17 protein-coding genes are annotated in these 23,512 nt (G+C 73.7%); 9 read left to right on the top strand and 8 right to left on the bottom strand.

Annotated features, from left to right (window positions below; genetic code table 11):
* Positions 1-153: 153 nt before the first annotated feature.
* Genes ABZ945_RS21135 through ABZ945_RS21150 form a run of 4 tightly spaced genes read left to right on the top strand, consistent with a single transcriptional unit; the run spans position 154 to position 4,778 of the window.
* Positions 154-1,482 carry a sugar ABC transporter substrate-binding protein gene (locus ABZ945_RS21135; RefSeq protein ID WP_361271611.1) on the top strand — a complete coding sequence of 443 codons (1,329 nt, stop codon included), beginning with the start codon at positions 154-156 and terminating at the stop codon, positions 1,480-1,482.
* A gap of 10 nt (positions 1,483-1,492) precedes the next feature.
* Positions 1,493-2,485, top strand: a complete 993-nt coding sequence (locus ABZ945_RS21140) for a sugar ABC transporter permease (protein WP_361271613.1) — start codon at positions 1,493-1,495, stop codon at positions 2,483-2,485.
* A 52-nt stretch (positions 2,486-2,537) separates the two neighbouring features.
* Entirely contained in the window at positions 2,538-3,377 is an 840-nt protein-coding gene (locus ABZ945_RS21145; protein WP_361271792.1) for a carbohydrate ABC transporter permease, read from the top strand.
* Between the two features lie 33 nt (positions 3,378-3,410).
* Positions 3,411-4,778 (top strand): GH1 family beta-glucosidase, encoded by a 1,368-nt coding sequence (locus ABZ945_RS21150; protein ID WP_361271616.1) that lies wholly within the window; start codon positions 3,411-3,413, stop codon positions 4,776-4,778.
* 72 nt (positions 4,779-4,850) lie between these two features.
* Here the strand turns inward: ABZ945_RS21150 and ABZ945_RS21155 are convergent, their stop codons facing one another.
* From ABZ945_RS21155 to ABZ945_RS21170, 4 genes are all read right to left on the bottom strand, one after another.
* Positions 4,851-5,150, bottom strand: coding sequence for a hypothetical protein (locus ABZ945_RS21155; protein ID WP_361271619.1), 300 nt, complete (start codon positions 5,148-5,150; stop codon positions 4,851-4,853).
* 74 nt (positions 5,151-5,224) lie between these two features.
* The gene (locus ABZ945_RS21160; RefSeq protein ID WP_361271621.1) at positions 5,225-6,475 is read right to left on the bottom strand and encodes a cation:proton antiporter; all 1,251 of its coding nucleotides are present in this window, start codon (positions 6,473-6,475) and stop codon (positions 5,225-5,227) included.
* A 432-nt stretch (positions 6,476-6,907) separates the two neighbouring features.
* Positions 6,908-7,573, bottom strand: coding sequence for a response regulator transcription factor (locus ABZ945_RS21165; RefSeq protein ID WP_361271622.1), 666 nt, complete (start codon positions 7,571-7,573; stop codon positions 6,908-6,910).
* A gap of 7 nt (positions 7,574-7,580) precedes the next feature.
* Positions 7,581-8,741 (bottom strand): sensor histidine kinase, encoded by a 1,161-nt coding sequence (locus tag ABZ945_RS21170; protein WP_361271624.1) that lies wholly within the window; start codon positions 8,739-8,741, stop codon positions 7,581-7,583.
* Positions 8,742-9,108: 367 nt separating this feature from the next.
* Between ABZ945_RS21170 and ABZ945_RS21175 the strand changes: the two genes are divergently transcribed.
* Entirely contained in the window at positions 9,109-9,282 is a 174-nt protein-coding gene (locus tag ABZ945_RS21175) for a hypothetical protein (protein ID WP_361271627.1), read from the top strand.
* A gap of 16 nt (positions 9,283-9,298) precedes the next feature.
* On the opposite strand, the gene ABZ945_RS21180 is transcribed toward ABZ945_RS21175, so the two are convergent.
* Positions 9,299-10,513 (bottom strand): cation:proton antiporter, encoded by a 1,215-nt coding sequence (locus tag ABZ945_RS21180; RefSeq protein ID WP_361271629.1) that lies wholly within the window; start codon positions 10,511-10,513, stop codon positions 9,299-9,301.
* 202 nt (positions 10,514-10,715) lie between these two features.
* Positions 10,716-11,990, bottom strand: a complete 1,275-nt coding sequence (locus tag ABZ945_RS21185) for a family 16 glycosylhydrolase (RefSeq protein ID WP_361271632.1) — start codon at positions 11,988-11,990, stop codon at positions 10,716-10,718.
* Positions 11,991-12,285: 295 nt separating this feature from the next.
* Here ABZ945_RS21185 and ABZ945_RS21190 point away from each other — a divergent pair, with 295 nt between their 5' ends.
* From ABZ945_RS21190 to ABZ945_RS21200, 3 genes are all read left to right on the top strand, one after another.
* Positions 12,286-13,530 carry an AI-2E family transporter gene (locus ABZ945_RS21190; RefSeq protein WP_361271634.1) on the top strand — a complete coding sequence of 415 codons (1,245 nt, stop codon included), beginning with the start codon at positions 12,286-12,288 and terminating at the stop codon, positions 13,528-13,530.
* Positions 13,531-13,751: 221 nt separating this feature from the next.
* Entirely contained in the window at positions 13,752-17,801 is a 4,050-nt protein-coding gene (locus ABZ945_RS21195; protein WP_361271637.1) for an NACHT domain-containing protein, read from the top strand.
* Entirely contained in the window at positions 17,798-20,080 is a 2,283-nt protein-coding gene (locus ABZ945_RS21200; protein ID WP_361271640.1) for a glycosyltransferase family 4 protein, read from the top strand. Before ABZ945_RS21195 ends, ABZ945_RS21200 begins: the two co-directional genes overlap by 4 nt.
* A 28-nt stretch (positions 20,081-20,108) precedes the next feature.
* Here the strand turns inward: ABZ945_RS21200 and ABZ945_RS21205 are convergent, their stop codons facing one another.
* Positions 20,109-21,050: a GNAT family N-acetyltransferase gene (locus ABZ945_RS21205; protein ID WP_361271642.1), complete on the bottom strand. Its 942-nt coding sequence runs from the start codon at positions 21,048-21,050 to the stop codon at positions 20,109-20,111.
* Between the two features lie 212 nt (positions 21,051-21,262).
* Between ABZ945_RS21205 and ABZ945_RS21210 the strand changes: the two genes are divergently transcribed.
* Positions 21,263-22,831 (top strand): MFS transporter, encoded by a 1,569-nt coding sequence (locus ABZ945_RS21210; RefSeq protein ID WP_361271645.1) that lies wholly within the window; start codon positions 21,263-21,265, stop codon positions 22,829-22,831.
* Positions 22,832-22,841: 10 nt separating this feature from the next.
* Here ABZ945_RS21210 and ABZ945_RS21215 read toward each other — a convergent pair whose 3' ends face one another.
* The gene (locus ABZ945_RS21215) at positions 22,842-23,336 is read right to left on the bottom strand and encodes a cupin domain-containing protein (protein ID WP_361271648.1); all 495 of its coding nucleotides are present in this window, start codon (positions 23,334-23,336) and stop codon (positions 22,842-22,844) included.
* Between the last annotated feature and the right edge of the window lie 176 nt (positions 23,337-23,512).

The raw sequence follows: 23,512 nt of genomic DNA on the forward strand, positions 1-23,512 counted from the left end.
GGCCCCTTGACGGTACCGCTGACGAGAGCTTAACTCACGTCCTAAATTAAGCCGTGAGGGCGTTCGGAGGGTGCAGCCTGGCCCTCTCCCCCGATGCCGTCGGTCCGCCGTCCTTCGGCCCCGCTCGCTCCACCGGAAGGGACCCCCGGAGCCATGAGCAGAATCCGTGCACGAGCCGTCCGAGCCGCGGCCGGCAGTGCCGCCGTCCTCTCCCTGCTCGCCGCCGCCACGGCGTGCGGGGGCGGCACCTCCTCGGGCGGCTCCAACGAGTCGCCGAAGACCCTCACCTACTGGGCGTCCAACCAGGGCCCGAACATCGAGGCCGACAAGAAGATCCTGGAACCGGAGCTGAGGAAGTTCGAGAAGCGGACCGGTATCAAGGTGAAGCTGGAGGTGGTGCCCTGGTCCGACCTGCTCAACCGGATCATGACCGCCGCCACCTCCGGTCAGGGCCCGGACGTGCTGAACATCGGCAACACCTGGTCGGCCTCGCTCCAGGCCACCGGGGCGCTGCGGCCCTGGGACGAGACCAGTCTGAAGAAGATCGGCGGGCGGGACCGGTTCGTGGAGTCGGCGCTCGGCTCCACCGGTGCCCAGGGCCAGGACCCGGCCGCGGTGCCGCTGTACTCCATGTCCTACGCGCTCTACTACAACAAGAAGATGTTCGCCGAGGCGGGGATAGCGGGTCCCCCGGCGACCTGGGACGAGCTGGTCGCCACCGGGAAGAAGCTGTCCAGGGACGGCACATGGGCGCTGGGCGCGGAGGGCGCCAACCTCTCCAACAACATCCACCAGGTGTTCGTGCTCGGCAAGCAGCACGGGGCGGACTTCTTCGACGCCCAGGGCAAGCCCGACTTCACCTCCGACGGGGCGGTGAAGGCCGTGAAGCAGTATGTCGACTTCATGGCCAAGGACAAGATCATCGCGCCCGGCAACGCCGAGTACGCGCAGAACCAGTCGCTGAGCGACTTCGCCAAGGGCCGGACGGCCATGGTGCTCTGGCAGGCGGCCGCCTCCACCTTCGCCTCCCAGGGCATGGCGGACGACGCGTGGGGGGTCGCCCCGGTGCCGGTCGCCTCCGGCGCGCCCGGCCAGGGCACCAGCACCAACTCCATGGTGGCCGGGATCAATCTGGCGGTCTTCAAGAACACCAGGAACGTCGACGGGGCGCTGAAGTTCGTGAAGTTCATGACCAGCGACGAGGAGCAGCGCCTGCTGTGCTCCACCTACGGCTCGATCCCTCCGGTGAAGGCCGCGCAGACCGATCCGGCGTTCGACCGGCCGGAGTTGAAGGTGCTGCGCAGCACCCTGGCCACCAGCGCGCAGGCGCTGCCGCAGGTGCCCAACGAGTCGCAGTTCGAGACGGTGGTGGGCACCGCGGTGAAGAACCTCTTCGCCGCTGCCGCCGGTGGGCGCCCGGTGACCGAGGAGTCGGTGCGGGCCGAACTCACCAAGGCGCAGGCGCAGATGGCGCAGGGCTGAGCCGACCGCGATGACCGCCACCACCACCGCGAGCGCCGGCCCCCGCAGCGACCGGGAGCCGGCCCCCGCCAAGCCACCTTCCCCGCGGAAGGGGCGCCGTCCGGGACGGGCCCTGCCCTACCTGCTGCTCCTGCCGGCCCTGCTGCTGGAAATCCTGGTCCATCTGCTGCCGATCGTCATCGGTGTGGCGATGAGCTTCCGCGAGCTGACCCAGTTCTCTCTGCGGGACTGGGGCGCGGCCCCCTGGCGCGGGTTGGACAACTTCCGGCTGGTGGTGGACCTGGACGCCCCCGCCGGGCAGGCGCTCCTCCAATCGTTCCTCACCACCTGCCTGTTCACGGTGGCCTCGGTAGGGCTCTGCTGGCTGCTGGGCACGGCCGCCGCCGTCTACCTCCAGGACACCTTCCGCGGCCGGGGCCTGCTGCGGGCGCTGTTCCTCGTCCCGTACGCGCTGCCGGTGTACACGGCGGTGATCACCTGGTCGTTCATGTTCCAGCGGGACAACGGGCTGGTGAACTATGTGCTCCACGACCAGCTGGGGCTGCTGGACTCCCCGTCGTTCTGGCTGATCGGCGACAACAGCTTCATCGCCCTGCTGACCGTCTCGGTGTGGAAGGGCTGGCCGTTCGCCTTCCTGGTGATCATGGCCGGGCTGCAGAACGTGCCTCGGGAGATGTACGAGGCGGCCGCCCTGGACGGGGCGGGGCGGTGGCAGCAGCTGCGCCGGATCACCCTGCCCTCGCTGCGGCCGGTCAACCAGGTGCTGGTCCTGGTGCTGTTCCTGTGGACGTTCAACGACTTCAACACGCCGTTCGTGCTGTTCGGCAAGGCGGCGCCGGAGGCGGCGAACCTGGTCTCCATCCATATCTACCAGTCGTCCTTCGCCACCTGGAACTTCGGCGCCGGCTCCGCGATGTCGGTCCTGCTGCTGCTGTTCCTGCTGCTGGTGACGGGCGTGTACCTGTTCCTCACCTCGCGCGAGCGGAGAGTCTCCCGTGGCTGACCCCTCCCGGTATCCGCCCCCGTCCCGAGCGGTCCGCTCGGTCCGCTCGCCGATGGCGCCGCCGCGCTCCTTCCTCTGGTCGCAGCGGATCTTCCTCACCCTGCTCTCCGCCTTCGTCCTGCTGCCGGTGTATGTGATGGTCTCCAGCTCACTGAAGCCGCTTCAGGACGTCTCGGGGAAGTTCCGCTGGCTGCCGAGCGGGCTCACCGTCCGCCCGTATCTCGACATCTGGGAGACCGTGCCGCTGGCGCGCTACTTCGTCAACTCGCTGATCGTGGCGGGCGCGGCCACCGTCTGCTCGGTGGTGATCGCCGTCTTCGCCGCGTACGCGGTGAGCCGCTACCGGTTCCGCGGCAAGCGGCTGTTCACGGTGACGGTGCTGTCCACCCAGATGTTCCCCGGGATCCTCTTCCTGCTGCCGCTGTTCCTGCTCTTCGTCAACATCGGCAACGCGACCGGGGTGGCGCTGTTCGGCTCGCGCGGCGGGCTGATCCTCACCTATCTCACCTTCTCGCTGCCGTTCTCGGTCTGGATGCTGATCGGCTACTTCGAGTCGGTGCCCCGGGAACTGGACGAGGCCGCGCTGGTGGACGGCTGCGGACCACTGAAGGCGCTGCTGCGGGTGGTGGTGCCGGCGGCGGTGCCGGGGATCGTGGCGGTGGCGGTGTACGCCTTCATGACCGCCTGGGGCGAGGTGCTGTTCGCCTCGGTGATGACCAACGAGACCACCCGGACGCTGGCCGTCGGGCTCCAGGGCTACTCCACCCAGAACGACGTCTACTGGAACCAGATCATGGCCGCCTCGCTGGTGGTCAGCGTGCCGGTGGTGGCCGGCTTCCTGCTGCTCCAGCGCTATCTGGTGGCCGGGCTGACCGCCGGCGCCGTCAAGTGACGCCCCCTTCGCAAGGATCGTGAAAGGACATCCGTGACCGAGTTCACCGACTACGCCGCCCTGCCGCCCGACTTCGCCTGGGGCACGGCCACGTCGGCCTACCAGATCGAGGGGGCCGTCGCCGAGGACGGGCGGGCGCCCTCCATCTGGGACACCTTCTCCCACACCCCGGGCACGATCGACGGCGGCGACCACGGCGACACCGCCTGCGACCACTACCACCGCTGGCCCGAGGACATCGCGCTGATGCGGCGGCTGGGGACCGGCGCCTACCGCTTCTCGATCGCCTGGCCGCGGATCGTGCCCGGCGGCGACGGCCCGGTCAACGGGCGAGGGCTCGACTTCTACGACCGGCTGGTGGACGGCCTGCTGGAGGCCGGCATCACCCCCTCCGCCACGCTCTACCACTGGGACCTGCCGCAGGCGCTCCAGGACCGCGGCGGCTGGACGGTCCGGGACACCGCCACCCACCTGGCCGGCTACGCCTCCGCCGTCGCCGAACGGCTGGGCGACCGGGTGCACCACTGGGCCACCCTCAACGAGCCGCTCTGCTCGGCGTGGATCGGGCATCTGGAGGGCCGGATGGCGCCCGGTACTCGGGACCTCACCGCCGCCGTACGCGCCTCCTACCATCTGCTGCTGGGCCATGGCCTGGCCGCGCAGGCGGTACGCGCCGCCGCGCCGGACGCCCGGGTGGGCATCGTCAACAACCTCTCCACCGTGGCCCCGGCCAGCGACCGCCCCGAGGACCTGGCCGCCGCCCGGCGGATGGACGGCCACACCAACCGCTGGTGGCTGGACCCGGTGCACGGCCGCGGCTTCCCGGCGGACATGGTGGAGGTGTACGGGGTCCAGTTGCCCGAACGCCCCGGCGACGCGGCCGTGATCGCGGCCCCGCTGGACTGGCTGGGCCTGAACTACTACTTCCCGGCCGTGGTCGCCGACGACCCGGACGGCCCCGCGCCCTTCGCCCGCCAGGTCGAACGGCCCGGGGTGCCGGTGACCCAGATGGGCTGGGAGGTCGACGCGGGCGGCATCGAGACGCTGCTGCTGCGGCTCACCGAGGAGTACGGGGCCCGACGGCTGTACATCACGGAGAACGGCTCCGCGTACCCCGACACCGTACGGGCGGACGGGAGCATCGACGACCCGGAGCGCACCGCGTATCTGGAGCGGCATCTGGCGGCCTGCGCGCGGGCGGTGCGCAAGGGCGTGCCGCTGGCCGGCTACTTCGCCTGGTCGCTGCTGGACAACTTCGAGTGGGCCTACGGCTACGACAAGCGGTTCGGCCTGGTGCATGTGGACTACGCCACCCAGCGGCGCACCGTCAAGGGCAGCGGCCACCGGTACGCGGGCATCATCCGCGCCCATCGCGCCGCCCACTCCGACAGCGACGCCTGACCCGTCCGGCCGCCCCACCGGAACGGGCGCGGGCCCGGGTGCCGAAGCCCCGGGCCCGCGCCACTCACTCCGTCAGGCGGTGACCGGCAGCAGCCCCATCACCGGTGCCACCGGCTCGATCAGCTGGCGGGCCTGCCCGATCTGCTGGAGCCCGCCGAGGCCGCCGAGCTGCTGGGTCACCCGGGGCACCTGCGCGGCCCGCTCGGCGGGCAGCCCCAGCGAGGAGAGCTCGTCCACCCGGCTGACGACGGACGGGGCGCCCGGGCCCACCGGGAGGGGCACCCCGGCGACGGCCGAGGCGGAGGGGGCGGAGAGCGCGGAGGCGCCGGCGGCGACCGCGAGGGCGGCGAGTACACGATGGGTCTTGGTCATACCCCGGTCAACGCCCCCGCCCCCTTCCGGACACGCCCCGTCCCCCTGACGGGGCCCCGCCCCTTCGGGAATCCTCAGCCGCAGGCGGTGGCGTCCTCCTTCACCTCCCGCCGTCCGCCCTCCTCCTCCCCGCGCTCCCAGCCCTCCGCGCGGGTCAGGCCGCCGGTCGAGCGCAGCGCCCGGGCGAGCCAGTGCGAGCGGCCGGCCGCGATGGGGCCGAGCACGGCGAGCACCAGCACATAGCCGGCGATGAACGGGGCGAGCCGCTCGTCCAGTCCGGCGGAGGCCGCCATCGCGGCCAGGATCAGCGCGAACTCGCCGCGGGCCAGCAGGGTGGTGGCGATCCCGGCGGCCGGTTCGGGTCCGAACCCGTGCAGCCGGGCGGCGAACAGGCCGGCCGCCACGTTCATGGCCACGGTCAGCGCGGCGGCGATCAGCACCGGACCGGCGACGGAGAGCACATCCCCGGGGTCGATGGCGAGGCCGAAGCCGAAGAAGAAGATCGCGCCGAAGGCGTCCCGCAGCGGATGGACCAGCTCCCGGATACGGGGCCCCGAGGAGGTGGCGCCGAAGATCAGGCCGACCATGAAGGCGCCGATCGCGTCGGCGACACCGAGGAGTTCGGAGACCCCGGCGACCAGCACGGCGGCGCCCAGGAAGCTGATGACCAGCAGCTCGTTGTCGCGGACCGCGATCAGCCTGCCGACCAGCCGGATGCCGTAGCGGGCGACGGCGGCCAGCAGCAGCAGGAAGCCGAAGGCCTTGGCGGTCTGGAGGATCATCTCGGCCGGGCCCTGGGCGCCGCCGATCACCGGCTGGAGCGCGGCCAGATAGAGGGCGAGGAAGATGTCCTCGACCACGATGACGCCGAGGATCAGCCGGGTCTCGGGGCGTTTGAGCCGCCCGAGGTCGATGAGGATCTTGGTCACGATCGCGGACGAGGAGATGCCGATGACCCCGGCCAGCACCAGGGCCTCCCGCGCGCCCCAGCCGAGGGCGAAGCCGAAGCCGAGTCCGGCGCCCACGTTGAGCACCAGATAGACCGAGCCGGCGGCGAGCAGCCGCCGCCCGCCGCTCTTGAGGTCGTCGAGATGGAACTCCAGGCCCAGATAGAACAGCAGCAGGACCAGCCCGAGCGCGGAGAGCATGTCCAGGTCGTGCGGGTCCTGAACGAGGACCAGGCCGGGGGTGTGCGGGCCGAGCAGGATGCCGGCCAGCATGAAGAGCGGAATGGTGGGCAGCCCGATGCGGCTGCCGAGCCGGGCGAGGAAGGCGGCCGCCAGGAAGGCGCCGCCCATGGCGAGCAGGGTCTCAGCGTGTCCCACGGGTCACCGCCTTCGTCGCGGCCGACGGGGCCTCGGCCGGGGTTCTCCGCGCCGCCGGGGCGTCTGCGGATGAGCGGGGGTCGGGCTGTGCGGTCGAGCGGGGGCGGATGCGTCCTCCCGGGCGGGTCGGCGCGTCCCGCGGCGGCCGGGTGGGCCGGCCCGCGGGACACGGACGGTCAGGGCGTACGGTGTGCGGCTCCCGCGCCCGAGGCTCCCGGGCCCAGGGGGGAACCGTGCGCCGGTCCGGCTCAGCCGCCACCGCGGTGAGCGGGCCGCCCGTGGGCGACACCGCGTCTTCGGGCGACACCCCGGCTTCGCGGGTGCCGGGACCGGCGTGCCTCCATGATCGCCCGCCCCTCGTCTCCCGGCCATCGGTGCTGACACCCATATCGGGTGGGGGCCACCCTGTAGGCGCCACCGGAGGCAGGCCCCTCAGCGGCCGGGGGTGACCAGGCCGGACTCGTAGGCGATGACGACGGCCTGGGCGCGGCTGTCCAGGCTGAGTTTGCCCATGGCCCGGTTGAGGTGGGTCTTCACGGTGGCCTCGCTGATGAACAGCTCGCCGGCGATCTCCAGGTTGCTCAGGCCTCGGGCGGTCAGCCTCAGCACCTCGGTCTCGCGATCGGTCAGGGCGTCCAGGTCCGGCGGGCGGCGGGTCGCCTCGTCGGCGCTCTGGCGGGCGTAGGCCTCCACCAGGCGCCGGGTGACGCTGGGGGCGAAGAGCGCGTCGCCGCCGCCGACCGCGGCCACCGCGGCGAGCAGCCGCTCGGGGCCGGAGTCCTTCAGCAGGAAGCCGGAGGCCCCCGCGCGCAGGGCCCCGTACACATACTCGTCCAGGTCGAAGGTGGTGAGGACGAGGATCCGGGGCGGCGGGGCGGAAGCCGCGGCGAGGATGCGCTCGGTGGCCTCGATCCCGCCCATGCCGGGCATCCGGATGTCCATCAGGACCACGTCGGGGCGGGTACGGGAGGCGAGGGCGACGGCCTCCTCGCCGTCGGCGGCCTCCCCCACCACCTCGATGCCCGGGGCGGCGGTGAGCAGGCCCACCAGGCCCGCGCGGATGAGGAACTGGTCGTCCACCACGAGCACCCTGGTCATTCGGTGGTCATTCCGTTGTGCCGTCCCCCGTCGGTGCGGTCCTCGCGGAGGTCGGCAGGGTGAGCCTGACGGCCCAACCCCCTTCGCCGCGCGGGCCGGTGCTGATGGTCCCGCCGTACAGCTTGGCGCGCTCGCGCATGCCTATCAAGCCGTGTCCGCCGCTGTCGGCCGGCTTGTCCGAAAGCACCTTCCGCCCGTCGTCCACGACCGACACGGCGATATAGTCCCGCCCGTAGTGGACGTGGACGCGGGTGGCCGCGCCGGGGGCGTGCTTGACGGCGTTGGTGAGGGCCTCCTGCACCACGCGGTAGGCGCACAGGTCCACGCCCGGCGGCAGCGGGCGCTCCTCACCGGCGACTTCCAGGGTGACGGGCTGCCCGCCGGCCCGTACCCGGTCGACCATGTCGCCGAGGCGGTGCAGTCCGGGCATGGGGCCGGCCGGGGCGCTCTCCTCGTCGGCGCGCAGCACCTTCAGCACCCGCCGCATCTCCTCCAGGGCCTCCTGGCTGGTGCCGGCGACATGGGCGAGCGCGCCCCGGGCGGTGCCCGGGTCGGAGTCGAAGACGAAGCGGGCCAGCCCGGCCTGGACGGAGATCACCGACATATGGTGGGCGACCACGTCGTGGAGTTCCCGGGCGATCCGGCCGCGTTCCTCGGCGACCGCGCGCAGGGCCCGTTCGCGCTGCTCCTCGGCCAGCTTGCGGGCCAGTTCGGCGGAGCGCCGGGTGAGATGGCCGAAATGGACCAGGACCAGCGGGAATCCGGCTGCCTGGGCGAGGACGGCGGCCATCCCGGACCGGCCGTCGATGGCCCCGGCGTAGATCCACACCGCGCTCATCAGGCCGGCGCAGAGCGCGGCGGTGCGCAGCGGCCGCAGGGCTGCCACCGTGTAGACGATGAGCATCGAGGCGGAGGCGTTGACGACCGGCCAGTAGCCGAGGGTGACATAGCAGGCCCAGACGGCGTGGACGAGGACGCAGACGGCGACCGGGGCCCGGTTGCGGGCCACCGCCGGGAGATTGGCGAGGGCGAGCAGCAGATAGCCGGTGGCGTCGAGCGGCGGCCAGCGCTGGGCGGTGGACTCCTGGGCGAGGAGTACGGCGACGCCCGTCAGCGCCGTGGCGACCAGCGCGTCGGCGGCGAGGGGGCGGAGCGGGCCTTTCCGCATCAGCGCAGCGTAGCCCCGGGCGCGCGGGCGCACGTCCACCTTCCGCGGTACCGCGGAAGGCGCAGGAACCGCCGTACTGCCGCGCGGGGGGTGGCCGGAAGTCCACCCCTGGCCGGACGCCGCTCCGGCGCCCCCGCCCGTAGCGTCGTCACCGCGACCGCACCTTCAGGGGGCGGGTGTGGCGCCCCGCCGCGGACACGGGGGCGGGGCGGGGCGCCACCAGCCGGGCGGCGGGGGCGGCCGAAGGACGCGGTGGTGGAGCGCGGCGCGGACGGCGCACCGCGCTCCGCCACTGCCGTCCCACCGCGTCGCCGGGGGCCGGCCGGGGCTACCGTGGTGGTCCCGGCCACGAGGGAGGTCTCCGGCGATGCGACGGATGCGCGTACTGCTCGCCCTGCTGTTCGGCGCACTGGCGGTGGGCAGTCTGGGCCGGGCGCTGGAGGGCTCGGGCCCGGTCACGGTCGGCTCCCTGGTCACCGCCGCCTTCCTGGCGGTGCTGGCCTGGGCCTGTCTGCGGGGCGGTCGGGCCCCGCGCGGGTGACGTCGGCGGGAGGTAGTCAGCCGCCGCTGTCGCGGGCGGCGGTGCGGCGGGCGTAGTGGCGGCCGAGGGGCTCGGCGCTCAGCCCGTGCAGAATGATGCTGAGCATCACCGTCATCACCATCACCTGGGCGATGAACCCGCCACGCTCGTCGGGCAGTTCGACCACCGCGAGCAGTCCGAAGACGATCGAGGTGACGCCGCGGGGGCCCATCCAGCCGAGGAAGAGCCGGTCGCCGAGGGAGAGCGGGGTGCCGATCAGCGCGAGCAGCACGGGCAGCATCCGCACCAGGCTGACGGCGAGCAGCGCGAAGAGCACGACCGGCGCCTCGAAGCCGTCCCAGAACTCGTTGTTGACGATCTGGCCGAAGACGAACCAGAGCGCGAGCGTCAGCAGGGTGACCACGTCGTCGGTCATCTCCACGGCGGAGTGCCCCACCCGGGCGAGGGTGGGGGCGAAGCAGACCCCGGCGACGAAGGAGGCGACGAAGCCGTTGCCGCCGAGCGCCACCGACAGGGTGTACGCGGCGATGGGGACGGCGAGTACGGCGAGTCTGGTCGCCGAGGCCTGGGTCCAGCCCCGCTCCCAGGACCGGCGCAGGGTCCAGCCGGCCGTGAGCCCGGTGGCGGCGCCGGCGGCGAGCGCCCAGCCGGCCGCGGTGACCGCCTCCAGCAGGGCTTCCGCGTAGTCGGTGGAGCCGCCGGAGTGCGACTCCACCCCGATGGCGATGCAGAGCAGGAACACCGGTGAGATGACACCGTCGTTGAGGCCGCCCTCGACGTTGAGCACCTCGCGGAGCCGGGCCGGGATGCGCCGGTCGCGGACCACGGCGGTGGTCGGGGCGAGGTCCAGCGGGACGACCACGGTGGCCAGCGCCGCCAGCAGCCAGGCCGGCTGGTCGGGGAAGCAGGCGAAGCCGGCGAGGAACGCGGCGCACAGGGTGAGCGGCAGCGCCACCGCGAGCAGCCGGGCGGTGAGGTTTCGTTCGCGGCGGATGACCGCTCCGGGCACCTCGGTGGCGTCCACGAACAGCAGCAGGGCGAGGACGACCTCCACCGCGTGCTCGAAGGCGGAGTTGTCGAACTCGAAGGTCAGCGGCGGGTGGTCGCCGTAGGTGAGGGCGATCCCGGCGGCCATCAGGGCGATCGGGGCGGTGATGCTCCAGCGCGCGAGGCGGTGGGACAGCAGGGCCCAGGTGAACAGGATCCCGGCGATGACGGTGTAGGCGAGCATGGGCCCCCTGGCCTGGCGTCGGGTCGCGGCGACCGGGGGCCGCCCTTTCCGCGTGCGGGGCCCGGCGGCCTCCGCGAAGGGGACGATATGCGCCGCCGCGCCGGGGGCCGCGGCTCGCCATACAGCCGTTGGGGTGGTGTGTACGGGGCCGGGGGCGGCCGCCGCCGGGAGAGCGCGGCGGCCGCCCGGGCCGGGCGGGGGGTCAGCCGCCCAGGACCCACTTCTGGTTGGCGGCTCCGGTGCAGGTCCACAGCTGGGTGGGGGTGCCGTCGGCCGGGTTGTTGTCCCGGACGTCCAGGCACCGGTCGGCCGGGATGTTCACCAGGTCGCGGGTGGCGGCGTTGTACGACCAGCGCTGCGCGCCGGTGCCGTTGCAGTCCCACAGCTGGACCCGGGTGCCGTCGGCGGTGCCGGCCGCCGCCGCGTCCAGGCACTTGCCCAGCGCCCGTACGGTGCCGTCGCCGCCCACGGTCCACCGCTGGGCGGCCGAGCCGTTGCAGCCGTGGAGCTGGACCGGGGTGCCGTTGGCGGTGTTCGCCCCGGCGACGTCCAGGCACTTGCCGGCCAGCCCGCGCAGGGCGCCGCCGGGCGCCGGGCCGTCGGAGGTGGTGACCCGGACATGGTCGACCAGGAGCTGCTGGGGGAAGACCGTGGAGCCGTCGGGGTCGCCGGGCCAGTAGCCGCCCACGGCGAGGTTGAGGATGAGGAAGAAGGGCTTGTCGAACACCCACTGCCGTCCGCCCAGGTCGGCGGGGGTGCGGCGCTGGTAGACGGTGCCGTCCACGGACCAGGTGATCGCCCCGGGCGACCAGTCCACCGCGAAGGTGTGGAAGGCGTCGGCGAAGGCCTGGCCGTTCGGGAGGGTGTAGCCGGCGCCGATGCCGCCGCTGCCGGAGTAGCCGGGGCCGTGCAGGGTGCCGTGCACGGTGCGCGGTTCGAAGCCGACGTTCTCCATGATGTCGATCTCGCCACTGCTGGGCCAGCCGACCTGGCCGAGGTCGTTGCCCAGCATCCAGAAGGCGGGCCACATGCCCTGGCCGCGCGGCACCTTCATCCGGGCCTCGACCCGGCCGTAGGTGGTGGTGAAGCGGCCCGCGGTGTTCAGGCGGGCGGAGGTGTACTCGCACCGGCCGTACCAGCACTGGTGGTTGCCCGGGTTCTCCCGGCGGGCGGTGATCACCAGCTGGCCCTGGCCGTTGAGGGCGGCGTTGGCGTTGCCGGCGGTGTAGTACTGCCGCTCATGGTTGGCAACGTTGTCGCCGGTCTCGATCTGCCACTTGGAGCCGTTCACGGCCGAGCCGGCCGGCCCGTCGAAGGTGTCCTCGAAGGTCACCGCCTGGACGGCGGCCGGGGCCGCGGGGCGGTCGGGAGCGGGCGCGGCGGCGGGGGCGGCGGAGGGTGTGGCGAGCGCGGTGGCCAGCAGCGCGGCCACCACAAGAGTCGAACGGAGGGTCAGACGGCGTAGACCTGTGGACATGGGCGTCCCTCGGGGGTGGGGGCGGGGGGATGGGGGGTCGTCCTGGCTGCGTGGGGCGGCGGCGCGCGGCGGGCGGCTCGTCCGCGGCGGCCGTTGGTCCGTACCTGTGAGCCTTCGGGAAGTGAAGCGCTGCTGGCGTGACCCTGTCAAGGGAGTGGGAGAGCGCTCTCTGGCGCGGGCCGTACGGGGCCCACCGTGCTCACCGCTCGCCGGCCGTACGGCGGACGGGTGCCTGGCGGCGCGGGGGCGTGCCGCTCACCGGCCAGTCGGTACGCGGGTGGTAGCAGGTGGAGGCATGCCCACCCCCGTACAGCCCCCCGAGGACCCCCGCGGCCCCTCCCGGCGGCGCCCGTCCCGTGGCCCCGCCCGTCCCGCCGTCCGCCCCTACGCCCGGGCGGCGGCCCACCCGATGACCCGGGGCCGCGTACCGGAGCCGACCGGGGTGCCCGGGGCCGAGGGGCCGGAGGCCGGGACGCGGGTCTATCCGCCGCTGCGCACCGCCGCCGCGCACGCCTGGCGGCTGCTGGTGGTGGCCGCCGCGGTGTACGGGGTGTTCGCGGTGCTGGGCCGGTTCCATGAGCTGGGCGTCGCGGTGTTCCTCGGCCTGGTGGTGACGGCGCTGCTGCGCCCACTGGTCGACCTGCTCGCCCGTCCGCTCCCGCGCGCTCTGGCCGTCGCCGTCTCGCTGCTCGCCGGGATCGTGCTGGTGCTGGGGGTGCTGGCCCTGGTCGGTGACGCGGTGGCGGGTGAACGGCGGGTGCTGGTGCAGGAGTTCGTCACGGGGGTGGACCGGATCGAACGCTGGCTGGAGGGGCCGCCGTTCCGGCTGGACCCGCATGCGCTCACCGATCTCCAGGCTCGGATCGGGCAGTTCCTCGCCAGCCACCGCTCCACCCTGATCTCCACGGCGATCAGCGGGGCGGGCCGCCTGGTGGAGGTGGTGACGGTCTTCGCGCTCGCGCTGTTCAGCTCGGTGTTCTTCCTCTACTCGGGTGACCGCCAGTGGGCCTGGTTCTGCGGCCAGTTGCCGGAGTCGGTACGGCCCCGCACGGCGCTGGCGGGCCGCACCGCCTGGCGCACCTTCACCGGGTACACCCATGGCATCGTGCTGGTCGCCGCGACCAACGCGATCCTGGTCGGCCTGGCGCTCTTCCTGCTCGGGGTGCCGCTCGCGCTGCCCCTCGCCCTGCTGGAGTTCTTCGCCGCGTTCGTCCCGCTGATCGGCTCGCCCATCGCCCTCGCGGTGGCGGCGGTGGTGGCGCTGGCCGCCAAGGGGGTGGTGGCGGCGCTGATCGTGGTGGCCCTGATCGTGCTGATCGGCCAGCTCGAAGGGCATGTGCTGCACCCGCTGGTGATGAGCTGGGCGGTCCGGCTGCACCCCGTGGTGGTGGCGTTCTCCGTCATCGGCGGCGCCATCGCGGCGGGCGTGCTGGGCGCGGTCGTGGCGGTGCCGCTGGTGTCGGTGGTCTGGGCGGTGCTCCAGGCGCTGCGCGGACGCGCCGGGGGCGGGGCGGCCGGGCGGGCGCCCGGCGGGCGCTGACCCGGTCGCCGCGGATCCGGTCACCGGGGGAACCACGGGAGGCCGCAGCGGGTACCGTTCCCCCCGGAAAGAGACCGGCGGCCACCGTGCCGCCCGGCGGCACGAGGTCGGGGACACGGGGGCGCTGCGCAGTGGGAAATCGGACCGCGGCCAGGTTATGGCTCGCGGCGGCGGGAGCGGGGACGGGCGCGGCCCTGGCCCTGTCCCCGGGGATCCTTGAGGTGCTGTCGAACGAGGCGACCACCTCCTGGCTGACCGCGGCCGCCGGGGCCGCCGGCGGTGTGGCGAGCGTGGTGATGCGCCGCCTGGGCTCCTCCGCGGGCGGCTTACGGCAGCAGTATCTGGCGCATGTCGAAGTCGTCAGCCGGCGGCTTCTGAAGCTGGTTCCCGAGGCGTCCGGGAAGCACGCCGTGCCAGGTGACGGGCTGCCGGTCGCTCCTGATGTCGTCGTGGACGACAGCACCATCCGTACGCCGATCACCAAGGCCCTGGGCCGAGACGACAAGCCGAAGGCGTTTCTGCTGGTCGGAGGCCCCGGAGCGGGCAAGACCTCACTGGCCGTCAGACTGGCGCTCAAGGCGGCGCGGGGCGAACTCGGATCACGGCGGTCGATACCGGTGCTCCTGGGTCTGCGCGACCACGCCGAGGACTTCCTGCACGGCCCGCATGTGACGCTTCCGGGCCTGGTCGCCGCGCAGCTCGCGCATCTGCCGGGCGGTATGCCGGGACGGGCCGAGGGCTGGTTGGAGCGCATGCTCGGCCAAGGCCGCTGCCTGGTCATCCTGGACGGCCTGGACGAGATCACCGACCCGGTCCGGCAGCAGTACGTGTCCCGGTGGATCGATGGGCAGCTGCGCCGCTACCCCCGCAACGACTTCGTCATCACCTCGCGGCCCCCGGCGCACCGGCTGATCGGCACCGGCATCACCGGTGTGCTCACCGTGCAGAGCCTCTCGGACCAGCAGATCACGGAGTTCCTGGAGCAGTGGTCGCGCTCGGCCGAGGGCCTGCTCTGGTATCCGGTGACCCGGCACCGCGTCATCGCCGACGGACTGCTGGAGGAACTGCGCGGCCGGCCGGACGTGCTGGAGCTGGTGCGCAACCCGGCGGCGCTCGCCCTGGTCGCCAGGGGCCTGGGACGCGATCGTCGGCTCCCCGACAACCCCCTCACCCTCTCCGGCGCCCTGGTCGACGCCCTGCTGTCGCGCCGCTGGGTGCACGAGGGTCCCGGGCCGCTGAAGCTGACGCCGGAGCAGAAGAAGCGCATCATCCAGGTGCTGGCGCTGGAGATGACGGAGGCGGAGCGGGACGAGGCGACCTCCGCCGAGGCCGGCCGGGCGATCGGTCAAGTGCTGAGCCGATCCGACCCCTCCGGCTCCGCGCAGTCGGAGCAGTTCCTGCACCTGATGGTCCAGGACGGCCTGCTCGTCCAGCGCTCCGAGCATGTCTACGCCTTCGCCCACCGCTCGTTCCAGCATGTCCTGACCGCGACGCAGATCCGCGCCCAGGGCACCGTGCGGTTGCTGGTGGAGCATCTGGAGGACGCCCGCTGGCGCGGCATCATCCTCGCCTGGGCCTCCGAGGCGGACGCCAGCCCGGTCATCGAGGCGTGCCTGGCGCTGGGCACGAGTACGGCCCTGGCCCTGGCCGGGGCCTGTGCGCAGACCAGCCCGCGGGTCGACCCGGAGCTGCGTTCGGCGCTGGCCCGCACGGACCGCGGCGGTCCGGCCGGTACCCGGAGGAACGCCCTCACCGCCCTGGTGGAGAAGGAGCATTCGGACACCGCGGCGGAACTGCTGCGCAGGGCCCGGGACGAGCAGCGGCCGGTCAGCCGGGACGATGTCGCCGCCGTGCTGGCGGGGGCGGACGACCGGCCGGCCGGCGAGTGGTCCATGGCCGAGGCGTCCGCGTTCCTGTCCGCCGCGGTTCTCGCCGCCGAGGCGGGCGGCCGGCCCGAGGCGACCCGGCACCGGTTCAGCGGGCTGCTCGCCCTGGCGTACGCCGTACGGGCCCAGAGTGTGGAGTCCTCCCGGAGCCTGTGCCTGGCCGCACTCCGCCAACTGGATCCGGCGCCGACCGATGCGGAGATACGCTCGGCCGCTCTGGTCTACCTCGGCGGGCCGGCGGTGCCGTCGGACGCGGCCGCGTTCGCGGGCGCGCTGCGGGCGCACTTCCGGACGGAGGGGCCGGGCGCCTGCGACCTGCTGGTGCCGCTGGTGGCCACCGGGCGGAAGGCCGCCCGGCTGATCGGCGAGGCGCTGCGCCGGGACGCCGACGCGCTGCGCCAGGTCCGCGACCGGCTCGGCACCGACACGGTGGCGCTGCGCAGCGGCGCGGCCTGGGACCCGGCGGTCGACGCCTGGCATCGCGCGCGCCGCCGGCTGGCCCACCAACTGGGAGCCCTGACCGATCTGCGGCTGGAGAAGGACTCCCTGGTCGACTGCACCGAGCGGGTCGCGAGCCGGCTGGCGGAAGGGGCGCCGAGGACCCTGGAGCTGGAGGGCATCGCCCGCGCGCTCGGTCAGCTGACCGACTTCCTGGAGCGGCGGCGGTTCGACGAGCGGGACGCCGCGTTGCGCGCGGCCGGGCGGCACGCGGCCCTGGTCCGGGCCTCGGTGCGGGACGCGCCCACCGAGCTCTCCGCCGAGCTCTCCGAGCCCGCCGCGGCCCGGATCGAGTTCCTGGCGGCCGCGGAGCGCGAGAAGCTGGCGGCCCGGCACCCGCCCCGGCCCCGCCTCGACGCCGCGCTGCCGAAGGCACGGCTGCTGGGCCGGACGGCCACCGTGGACGTGGAGGTGGGCAACCCGGACGAGCGCAGCGCTCCCCTGGAGTCGGCGTGGATCGAGGCGGCGGCGGTGACGGGGGTCTACACCCCGCGGGAGGAGCGGATCGCCCTGCCCCGGGCGGTGGAGGGCGGTACGGCTGTCACCGTGCAGGTCCTGCTGGATCTCACCGAGGCCGCCGCTCAGGAGGCCGTCGTCCTCCATGTGCATCTGCGCCTGGGCCATCGGCCCCGCCGCACGGATAAGGACGCGCTGGTGCGGCGGCGGTTGACCGTCGAGCTGGACCGGAGCCATGAGCCGGTCGACCCCAACCCGTTCGCCGCCGGGGCCCTCGGACGCCCGGTGGGCGACTCCGAGATGCTGTTCGGACGCGACGAGCTGATCCGCCGGGTCCGCACGCGGCTGACGACGGCCTCCACCCCGGGCGCGGGCATCGTGCTGTTCGGGCAGAAGCGCACCGGGAAGTCCTCCGTGCGGCTGGAGCTGGCACGCCGGCTGTACGAGCAGGACGGGCACCCGGTGGTGGACGTCGGCAACCTCGGCGAGCTGACGCCGATGGGGCGCGAGGACGGCCGGCGGCTGCTGGGCACCCTGCTGTGGCGCATCCTGGACGGCGCGGACAAGGCACCGGGGAGCGGAGCCCGCCTGGTCCCGGAGGGCTTCGACCGGCAGCGGCTGATCGACAGCCCGGACCCGGTGGCGGACTGCACCGAGCTGTTCGTCCGGCAGGGTGCCGCACGACCGGGCCGCCCGCCGCTGGTGGTGTTCATCGACGAGTTCCAGTACATGGAGCAGTGGATGCGCGACGGCCTCGTACCGCCCTCGTTCATGCGGATGTTCAAGGCCATCATCGAGCGCCGGCTGTTCCATCTGGTGCTGGTGGGCCAGTCGCAGGTGGAGCGGCTGGTGGAGGACGATCCGAACGCGTTCGGTGTGTTCGGCCTGGAGCGGGTCACCTGCCTCGCCGAGCCCGACGCCCGCGCGCTGATGCAGCGCCCGGTGCTGCTGGCCACGGCCGAGGGGCAGGTCAGCCGCTACCACCCCCGCGCGCTGGCCGAGATCGTCCGGCTCACCGGGGGCAACCCCTACTACGTGCAGCGGTTCTGCTGCGCCCTGATCGACCATATGAACAAGGAGCACGCCGCCCAGGTGACCGACGCCGATGTGCGCCGGGTCACCGGTCAGCTGCTGGACGACCTGCGGGCGGCGGACTTCGACGGCCTGGAGTCGCCCGAGGGCGGCGACCCTCGGTGGACCGGGCCGGCCCTGCGGGCCTGCCTGGTCGCGGCGGCCGGTGCCTGCCGGGGCGGCCACGCCACCTGGGAGGCGATCCAGCAGCGCCACGAGGGCCCGCTGTCCCGGGAGTTGCTCGACCATCTCGTCTCCCGCGAGGTCGTGCGCCGGGCCGGTGACACGTACCAGTTCGTGGTGGGCCTGTACGAGGCGTGGCTGCGGCTGTACCACGTCCACCCGGAAGGAAGCCTGTGAGCGCCGAGAACCCCTACCGCCACGCCGGACTCCCGGTGCGCGGCGAGGACTTCACCGACCGTCCCGCACTGGTGGAGCAGGTCCGGGACGTCTGGCGGAAGCCGGGCCGCCCGGCGAACCTGAGCGTGCTGGGCCAGCTGCGGTACGGGAAGACCAGCCTGGTGGACCACGCCCTGCTCGGGATGGACCGGAGCGACCTGGCGGTGGTCCGGCTGGACATCGGTGCGCAGGAGTCGGTGTTCGGCCTGTTCCGCTCGTTCACCCGCGAGGTCAGGGACCGCTTCCCCGAGGTCGGGGAGCTGGGCCCGCTGGACCGGGTGGTCCAGGAGGCCCGGGGGTGGTACGACGTGGAGAGCGCCGTCAAGGCGTTCTTCCAGGCGGCCAAGCAGCACCGGGTCCATGTCCTGCTGGTGCTGGACGACTTCGACCGCGCCCCCTGGGTGCTGGTCGACCTGTCGGGCTATCTGCTGCTGCGCGCGCTGGTCAGCGAGCCGTACTACCCGGTGGGGCTGGTGACCGTCTCCCGCCGCTCGGTCTTCGCCATCGAGGCCGACGCGATGGGCGGATCACGGCTGGACGGTGTCATCACCCAGCGCTGCGAGGTCGGTCTGCTCACCCCGTCGGAGACCGCCGCGCTGCTTGACCGGGGCCGGGCGGCCGGTGCCGACCTGCGGGCGCTGGAGTCGGAGATCCTCGCCTGGTCGGGCCGCCATCCGCATCTGCTGGCCCTGCTGTGCCGTCGGCTGCTGCAAGGCGTTCTGCAAACAAGTCAGTTGGATCTGGCGGCAGCCCTGGAACAGGAGGAATCGGCGTTCCGGTCGTACTTCGGCCGGCTGACGGAGGAGGTCGACCTGGCTCTCTCCGGTCGCGGCACCGACCTGCTCCGGAAGATCGCCGACGGGGCACCCGTCTCCTCGCTCCCCCGGGAGGATCTGCGGGACCTCCGGGCGGCCGGGGTGGCGGTGCGGGACGGTACGGCGGTACGGCTGTTCTCCCCGGTGTACGCGGACTACCTCCGTACCCCGGCGGACGAGGCACCGGCGACCGGCGCACCGTCCACCGCCGCCGCGCCGATACCGCCCGCGGCGGTCCTGGAGCGGTGCACCGCCCTGGTGGTGGCCACCGAGTGGGGCTCCGCGCACGGCGGGCTGTCCACCTTCAGCCGGCAGCTCTGCCTGGCCCTCGCCCGGCAGCAGGTACGGGTGGTGTGCCTGGTACTCGACGCCACCGAGGCCGAGGTGGCCGGGGCCGAGGCGCAGGGGGTGACCCTGCGCCGCTGCGAGCCGCTGGCCGGGGAGGCGAATCTGGCCCGGCGGCTGGACCTGCCGAGGGACCTGGCCCCCGACCTGGTCATCGGGCACGGCCGGGTCACCGGACGCGCCGCACTGATCCAGGCCGAGCACTTCCCCGGCGCCAGAAAGCTGCACTTCGTGCACATGGCCCCGGACGAGATCGAGTGGCACAAGGCCGACGGGGGCGACGACCAGGCGGAGAGCGCCGACAACCGGACCCGGATGGAGGTCGCCCTGGGGCGCACGGCGGACCATCTGGTCGCGGTCGGGCCCGTGCTCCACGGCCGGTTCCTCGGCCACTTCGCCCGGCGGGACGACACCCCTCCGCTGCGGTTCGATCCGGGGTTCGACCTGACCGACGTCCGGCCGCGCCGGGTGCCGGACGGAACGCCGCTGACCGTGCTGCTCATGGGCCGTACCGAGGACGCCCATCTCAAGGGGCTGGACCTGGCCGCCGCGGCCTGCGGTCTGGTCGCCGGCTGGCGGGACGACGCCAAGCTGCGCCGCATCGAGCTGGTGGTGCGGGGGGTGCCGAGCGGTGCGGCGAGGCGGCAGCTGGCCGAGCTGAACACCTGGGCGGCCGAGCCGCGGCTCAGCGTCGTGCCCCGCCCGTACACGGTGGATCCGGAGCATCTGGACGACGACCTCCAGCGGGCCGGCCTGCTCATCATGCCGTCCCGCGCCGAGGGCTTCGGCCTGGTCGGGGTGGAGGCCGTGATGGACGGCACCCCGATCCTGGTCAGCGAGCGCAGCGGGCTGGGCGTGCTGCTGCGCGAGGTCCTGGGCGACGAGCGGGCCGCGTCCTGGGTGGTGCCCATGTCAGGGGACACCGACCGGGACATCCAGACCTGGGCCCGGGCGATCGACGGCATGCTGCGGGAACGGGAGGACCGGTTCGCCGCCGCCGAGGCGCTCCGCGTGGAGCTGGCCCGGCGCCGGCCCTGGTCGGCCGCGGTGGACGGCCTGCTGACCGCCCTGGGCCTCTGAGCGCGGCACCGGGTCCCGTACGTGGCGGTCAGGTGACCGGCAGCACCGCCTCCCAGGTGTCCACCGAGAAGTCCGGTGCCATGCCGTGGGCCTCGTACAGCCGCAGCGCGCCGGTCGCGTTGAGGGTGTCCACGCCGAGGCCGAGGGTGTCGCGGCCCCGGGCGGCGTACACCGCGAAGGCGTGGCGCAGCAGATGCCCGGCGATCCCCCGCCCGCGCGCGTCCCGGCGCACCCCGAGGTTGCTGATCCAGCCCATGGCGGCGCGGTCGTCGCGGGTGAGCATCACCGCGGCGTCGGCGCCGTCCAGGGCGGCTATCCACACCAGGGACCAGTCGATGTGCCGGGCCCCGATATCGTCCAGCCACTGCTCGTAGCTACGCGGCTGGTGGTCGAAGTGCTCGCGGAAGGTCTCCTGGAGCAGGGCGTGGGCGAGCCGGCGGTCGGCCTCCTCGGCGCAGTCGCGCAGGACGAGCCCGGCGGGCGGCTCGGGGACGCGGTGGTCCATGCCGCCGAGGGCGCGGGTCAGCGCCTGGTAGCGGCGCACCGGGCTCCAGCCGCGCCGCTTGAGGACGGCGAGGTCGGTGGCGGGGCGGGAGTTGAGCTGGAGGTGGAGCACCGCCCTGGCCGCCCCGTTGCCCCCGGCGCGCTGGACGGCCCGCTCCTCGGCCAGCGCCAGCAGCCGCTCACCCGCCTCCTGGTGGTCGGGCAGCACATAGTGGTCGAGGTCGATGCGCTCGGCTCCGGAGTCGTCCCAGACGATGGCGTACGCCACCAGCCGGCCGTCTTCGAAGGCGAGCCAGGAGTCCCGGGCCAGGTCGACCTCCGGGTGCCCGAGGTCGGTCTCGACCGCGTGCAGATCGGTGTCCGGGCGGCCGATCTCGATGGTGTCGACGGCGTTGAGCAGGTCGCAGACCAGGGAGGCGTCCGCCAGGGTCGCGGGACGGATGTCGATGAGGGGTGCCGTGTGCATCGGGCCACTGTCCGGTGATCACCGGACCAGCCGCAACCGAATTCCCGCCGCCTGCCGTCCTGAGCTGCGGGACGCCCGCCGGGCGCGCACCATCGGAGGGTATGAAGCACCCACGGGGCAGGACCGCGGCCGTTCCACCGGATTCACGGGGATCCGCTTCTCCGACGGGCGGCGGGGCGCGGGCCGGGCGGCAGCCGCTGGCACTGGCGGCGATGCTGTTCGCGGTGTCGATGACCTTCATCGACCAGACGATCGTCAGTATCGCGGCGCCGGAGATCGTGGACGAGCTGGGGCTGTCCTCCTCCGGCATGCAGTGGGTGGTGAACGCCTATCTGCTGTCGCTGGCCGCGTTCTTCGCGCTCGGCGGGCGGCTCGCGGACATCCTGGGGCCGCGCCGGATGGCGGTGGCCGGGACGCTGCTGTTCGTCCTCTCCTCGGTGCTGTGCGGCTGTGTGCCGTCCGGTTCGTTCGCCCAGCCGTGGCTGGTGGTCTTCCGGGTGACCCAGGGCATGGGCGCGGCGCTGATGTTCCCGGCCGCGCTCGCCGTGGTGGTGGCGGTGTTCCCGGTGGAGCGGCGGGGCCGGGCGCTGGCGCTGTTCTTCGGGCTGTCCGGCGCACTGACCGCGATCGGCCCGCTGCTGGGCGGCTGGCTCACCGACTGGACCTGGCGGGCGATCTTCTGGGTCAATGTGCCGGTGGCGGTGGTCGCGCTGGTGCTCACCGCGCTGGCCCGGATCAGGGACGTACGCCGCCCCGAGCGGCTGGACGCGGTGGGTGCCGGGCTGGTGGTGGCCGGCATGGGGCTGAGCGTGCTCGGGCTCCAGCAGGCCTCGGCCTGGGGCTGGGCCTCCCCGCTGACCTGGCTGTGCGTCGCGGGCGGCCTTGCGGTGCTGGCCCTCTTCTGCCGGTACGAGTTGACGGTGGCCGATCCGCTGATCCGGCTCGGGGTGTTCCGGGACCGGGCGTTCCGCGCGGACTGTCTGGTGCTGTTCTTCGCGATGCTGGCGTTCGTCCCGGTGTTCTTCTTCGCCTCGGTGTACGCGCAGGTGTCGCTGAGCGCCTCGCCCAACCAGGCGGCGCTGTTCCTGCTGTACTTCTTCGCGGGCTTCGGCATCGCCTCCCAGTGGGGCGGCCGGATCGTGGACCGGAGCGGGGCGCGGCCGGCGCTGAAGCTGGGCTGTGCGCTCGGCGCGGTCGGGTTCGCCCTGTGGGCGGGGAAGCTGACCGATCTGTCGATGCACGACCAGTGGCCGTACGCGGCGATGGCCGGCGCGGGGATCGGCTTCGTGCTGTCACCGGCCTCGACGGACGCGGTGAACCGGGCGATCGGCGCCTCCTACGGCGAGGTCACCGGGATCACCCAGACCATCCGCAACTTCGCGGCGGCGGTGGGGATGGCCGTCTTCGGCACCTTGCTCAACCATGTGATGACCGAGCGGGTGGTGGCCTCGCTGGAGTCCCGGGGGCTGTCCGCGGGCGCCTCGCGGTCGGTGGCCCAGGATGTCGCCGAGGCGGTCAGCGGCCATCCCGACGGCCATGTCCCGGCCGGCGACGGGCCGGTGGCGACGGCCATGCGGGATGCGATGGACGCGATCCGGCTGGACTTCGCCGAGGCCAACCAGTGGGTGTTCTACGGGATGGCCATCGCGCTGGGCATCGGCTACCTCTGGGCGCTGACCCACCCCGGCGGCAGGGCGGCGGCCTCCGCCGAGGACGAGAAGCGCACCACGGACGCGGTGTCGTCCGCGGCCACCGAGCCCCCGGCGGGCGCGGGCCGCTGACCTCCCGGTCTCAGCTGGGCGGGCGGGCCGGGAGCGGGGTGCCGCAGCGGCTGCAGTAGCGGGCGTCCACCTCGATGGCGTGCCGGTGGCACTCCCGGCAGACCCGGTGCACCGTGCAGTGCGCCGCCTCGCCGGTGCCGGCCGGCCGGGTGCGGCCGATGCGCAGTCCGGCGCGGCGCCGGTGGGCGGTGATGAAGACGATGCCCTCGGGGCCGGGCTCCATGGCCCGCCGGGCGCCGCGCGGCAGATAGACCACGGCCCCCCGGCTCGCCTCCCGGCGCACCCCGTCGACCACCAGGGCGCCCGTCCCGGAGACCACCACCAGCAGCACGTCCACCTGGGACTCGACATGCTCGCCGACCGGGGCGCCGGGCGGCACGCGCACCACGTTGGCGTCGAGCTGGCGGTTGCGGCGGCCCAGTCGCCACAGCGCGCCGCTGCGTCCGCCGCGTCCGGCACGGACGAGCGCCTCGACGTCGGTCTGCTCAAGGCCGGTGGTGCTCACAGCCAGGGTGTCCCTCTCGGTGCGGCGGGCCCGGCTCCATCGCCCAGGCGGCGCCATCCTCCCAGCTCGCGCCGGGCACCGGACACACTCCGGCCCCGATCCGGTCGCCACCGGGGCCGGTGAGGCGCATGATCCGGCCACCACGGCGCCGGGCGCCGCGGCGGCTTCGCGCGGGC

The organism is Streptomyces sp. NPDC046887 (assembly GCF_040644755.1).
In the GTDB taxonomy this organism is placed as follows: Bacteria; Actinomycetota; Actinomycetes; order Streptomycetales; family Streptomycetaceae; genus Streptomyces; species Streptomyces lichenis.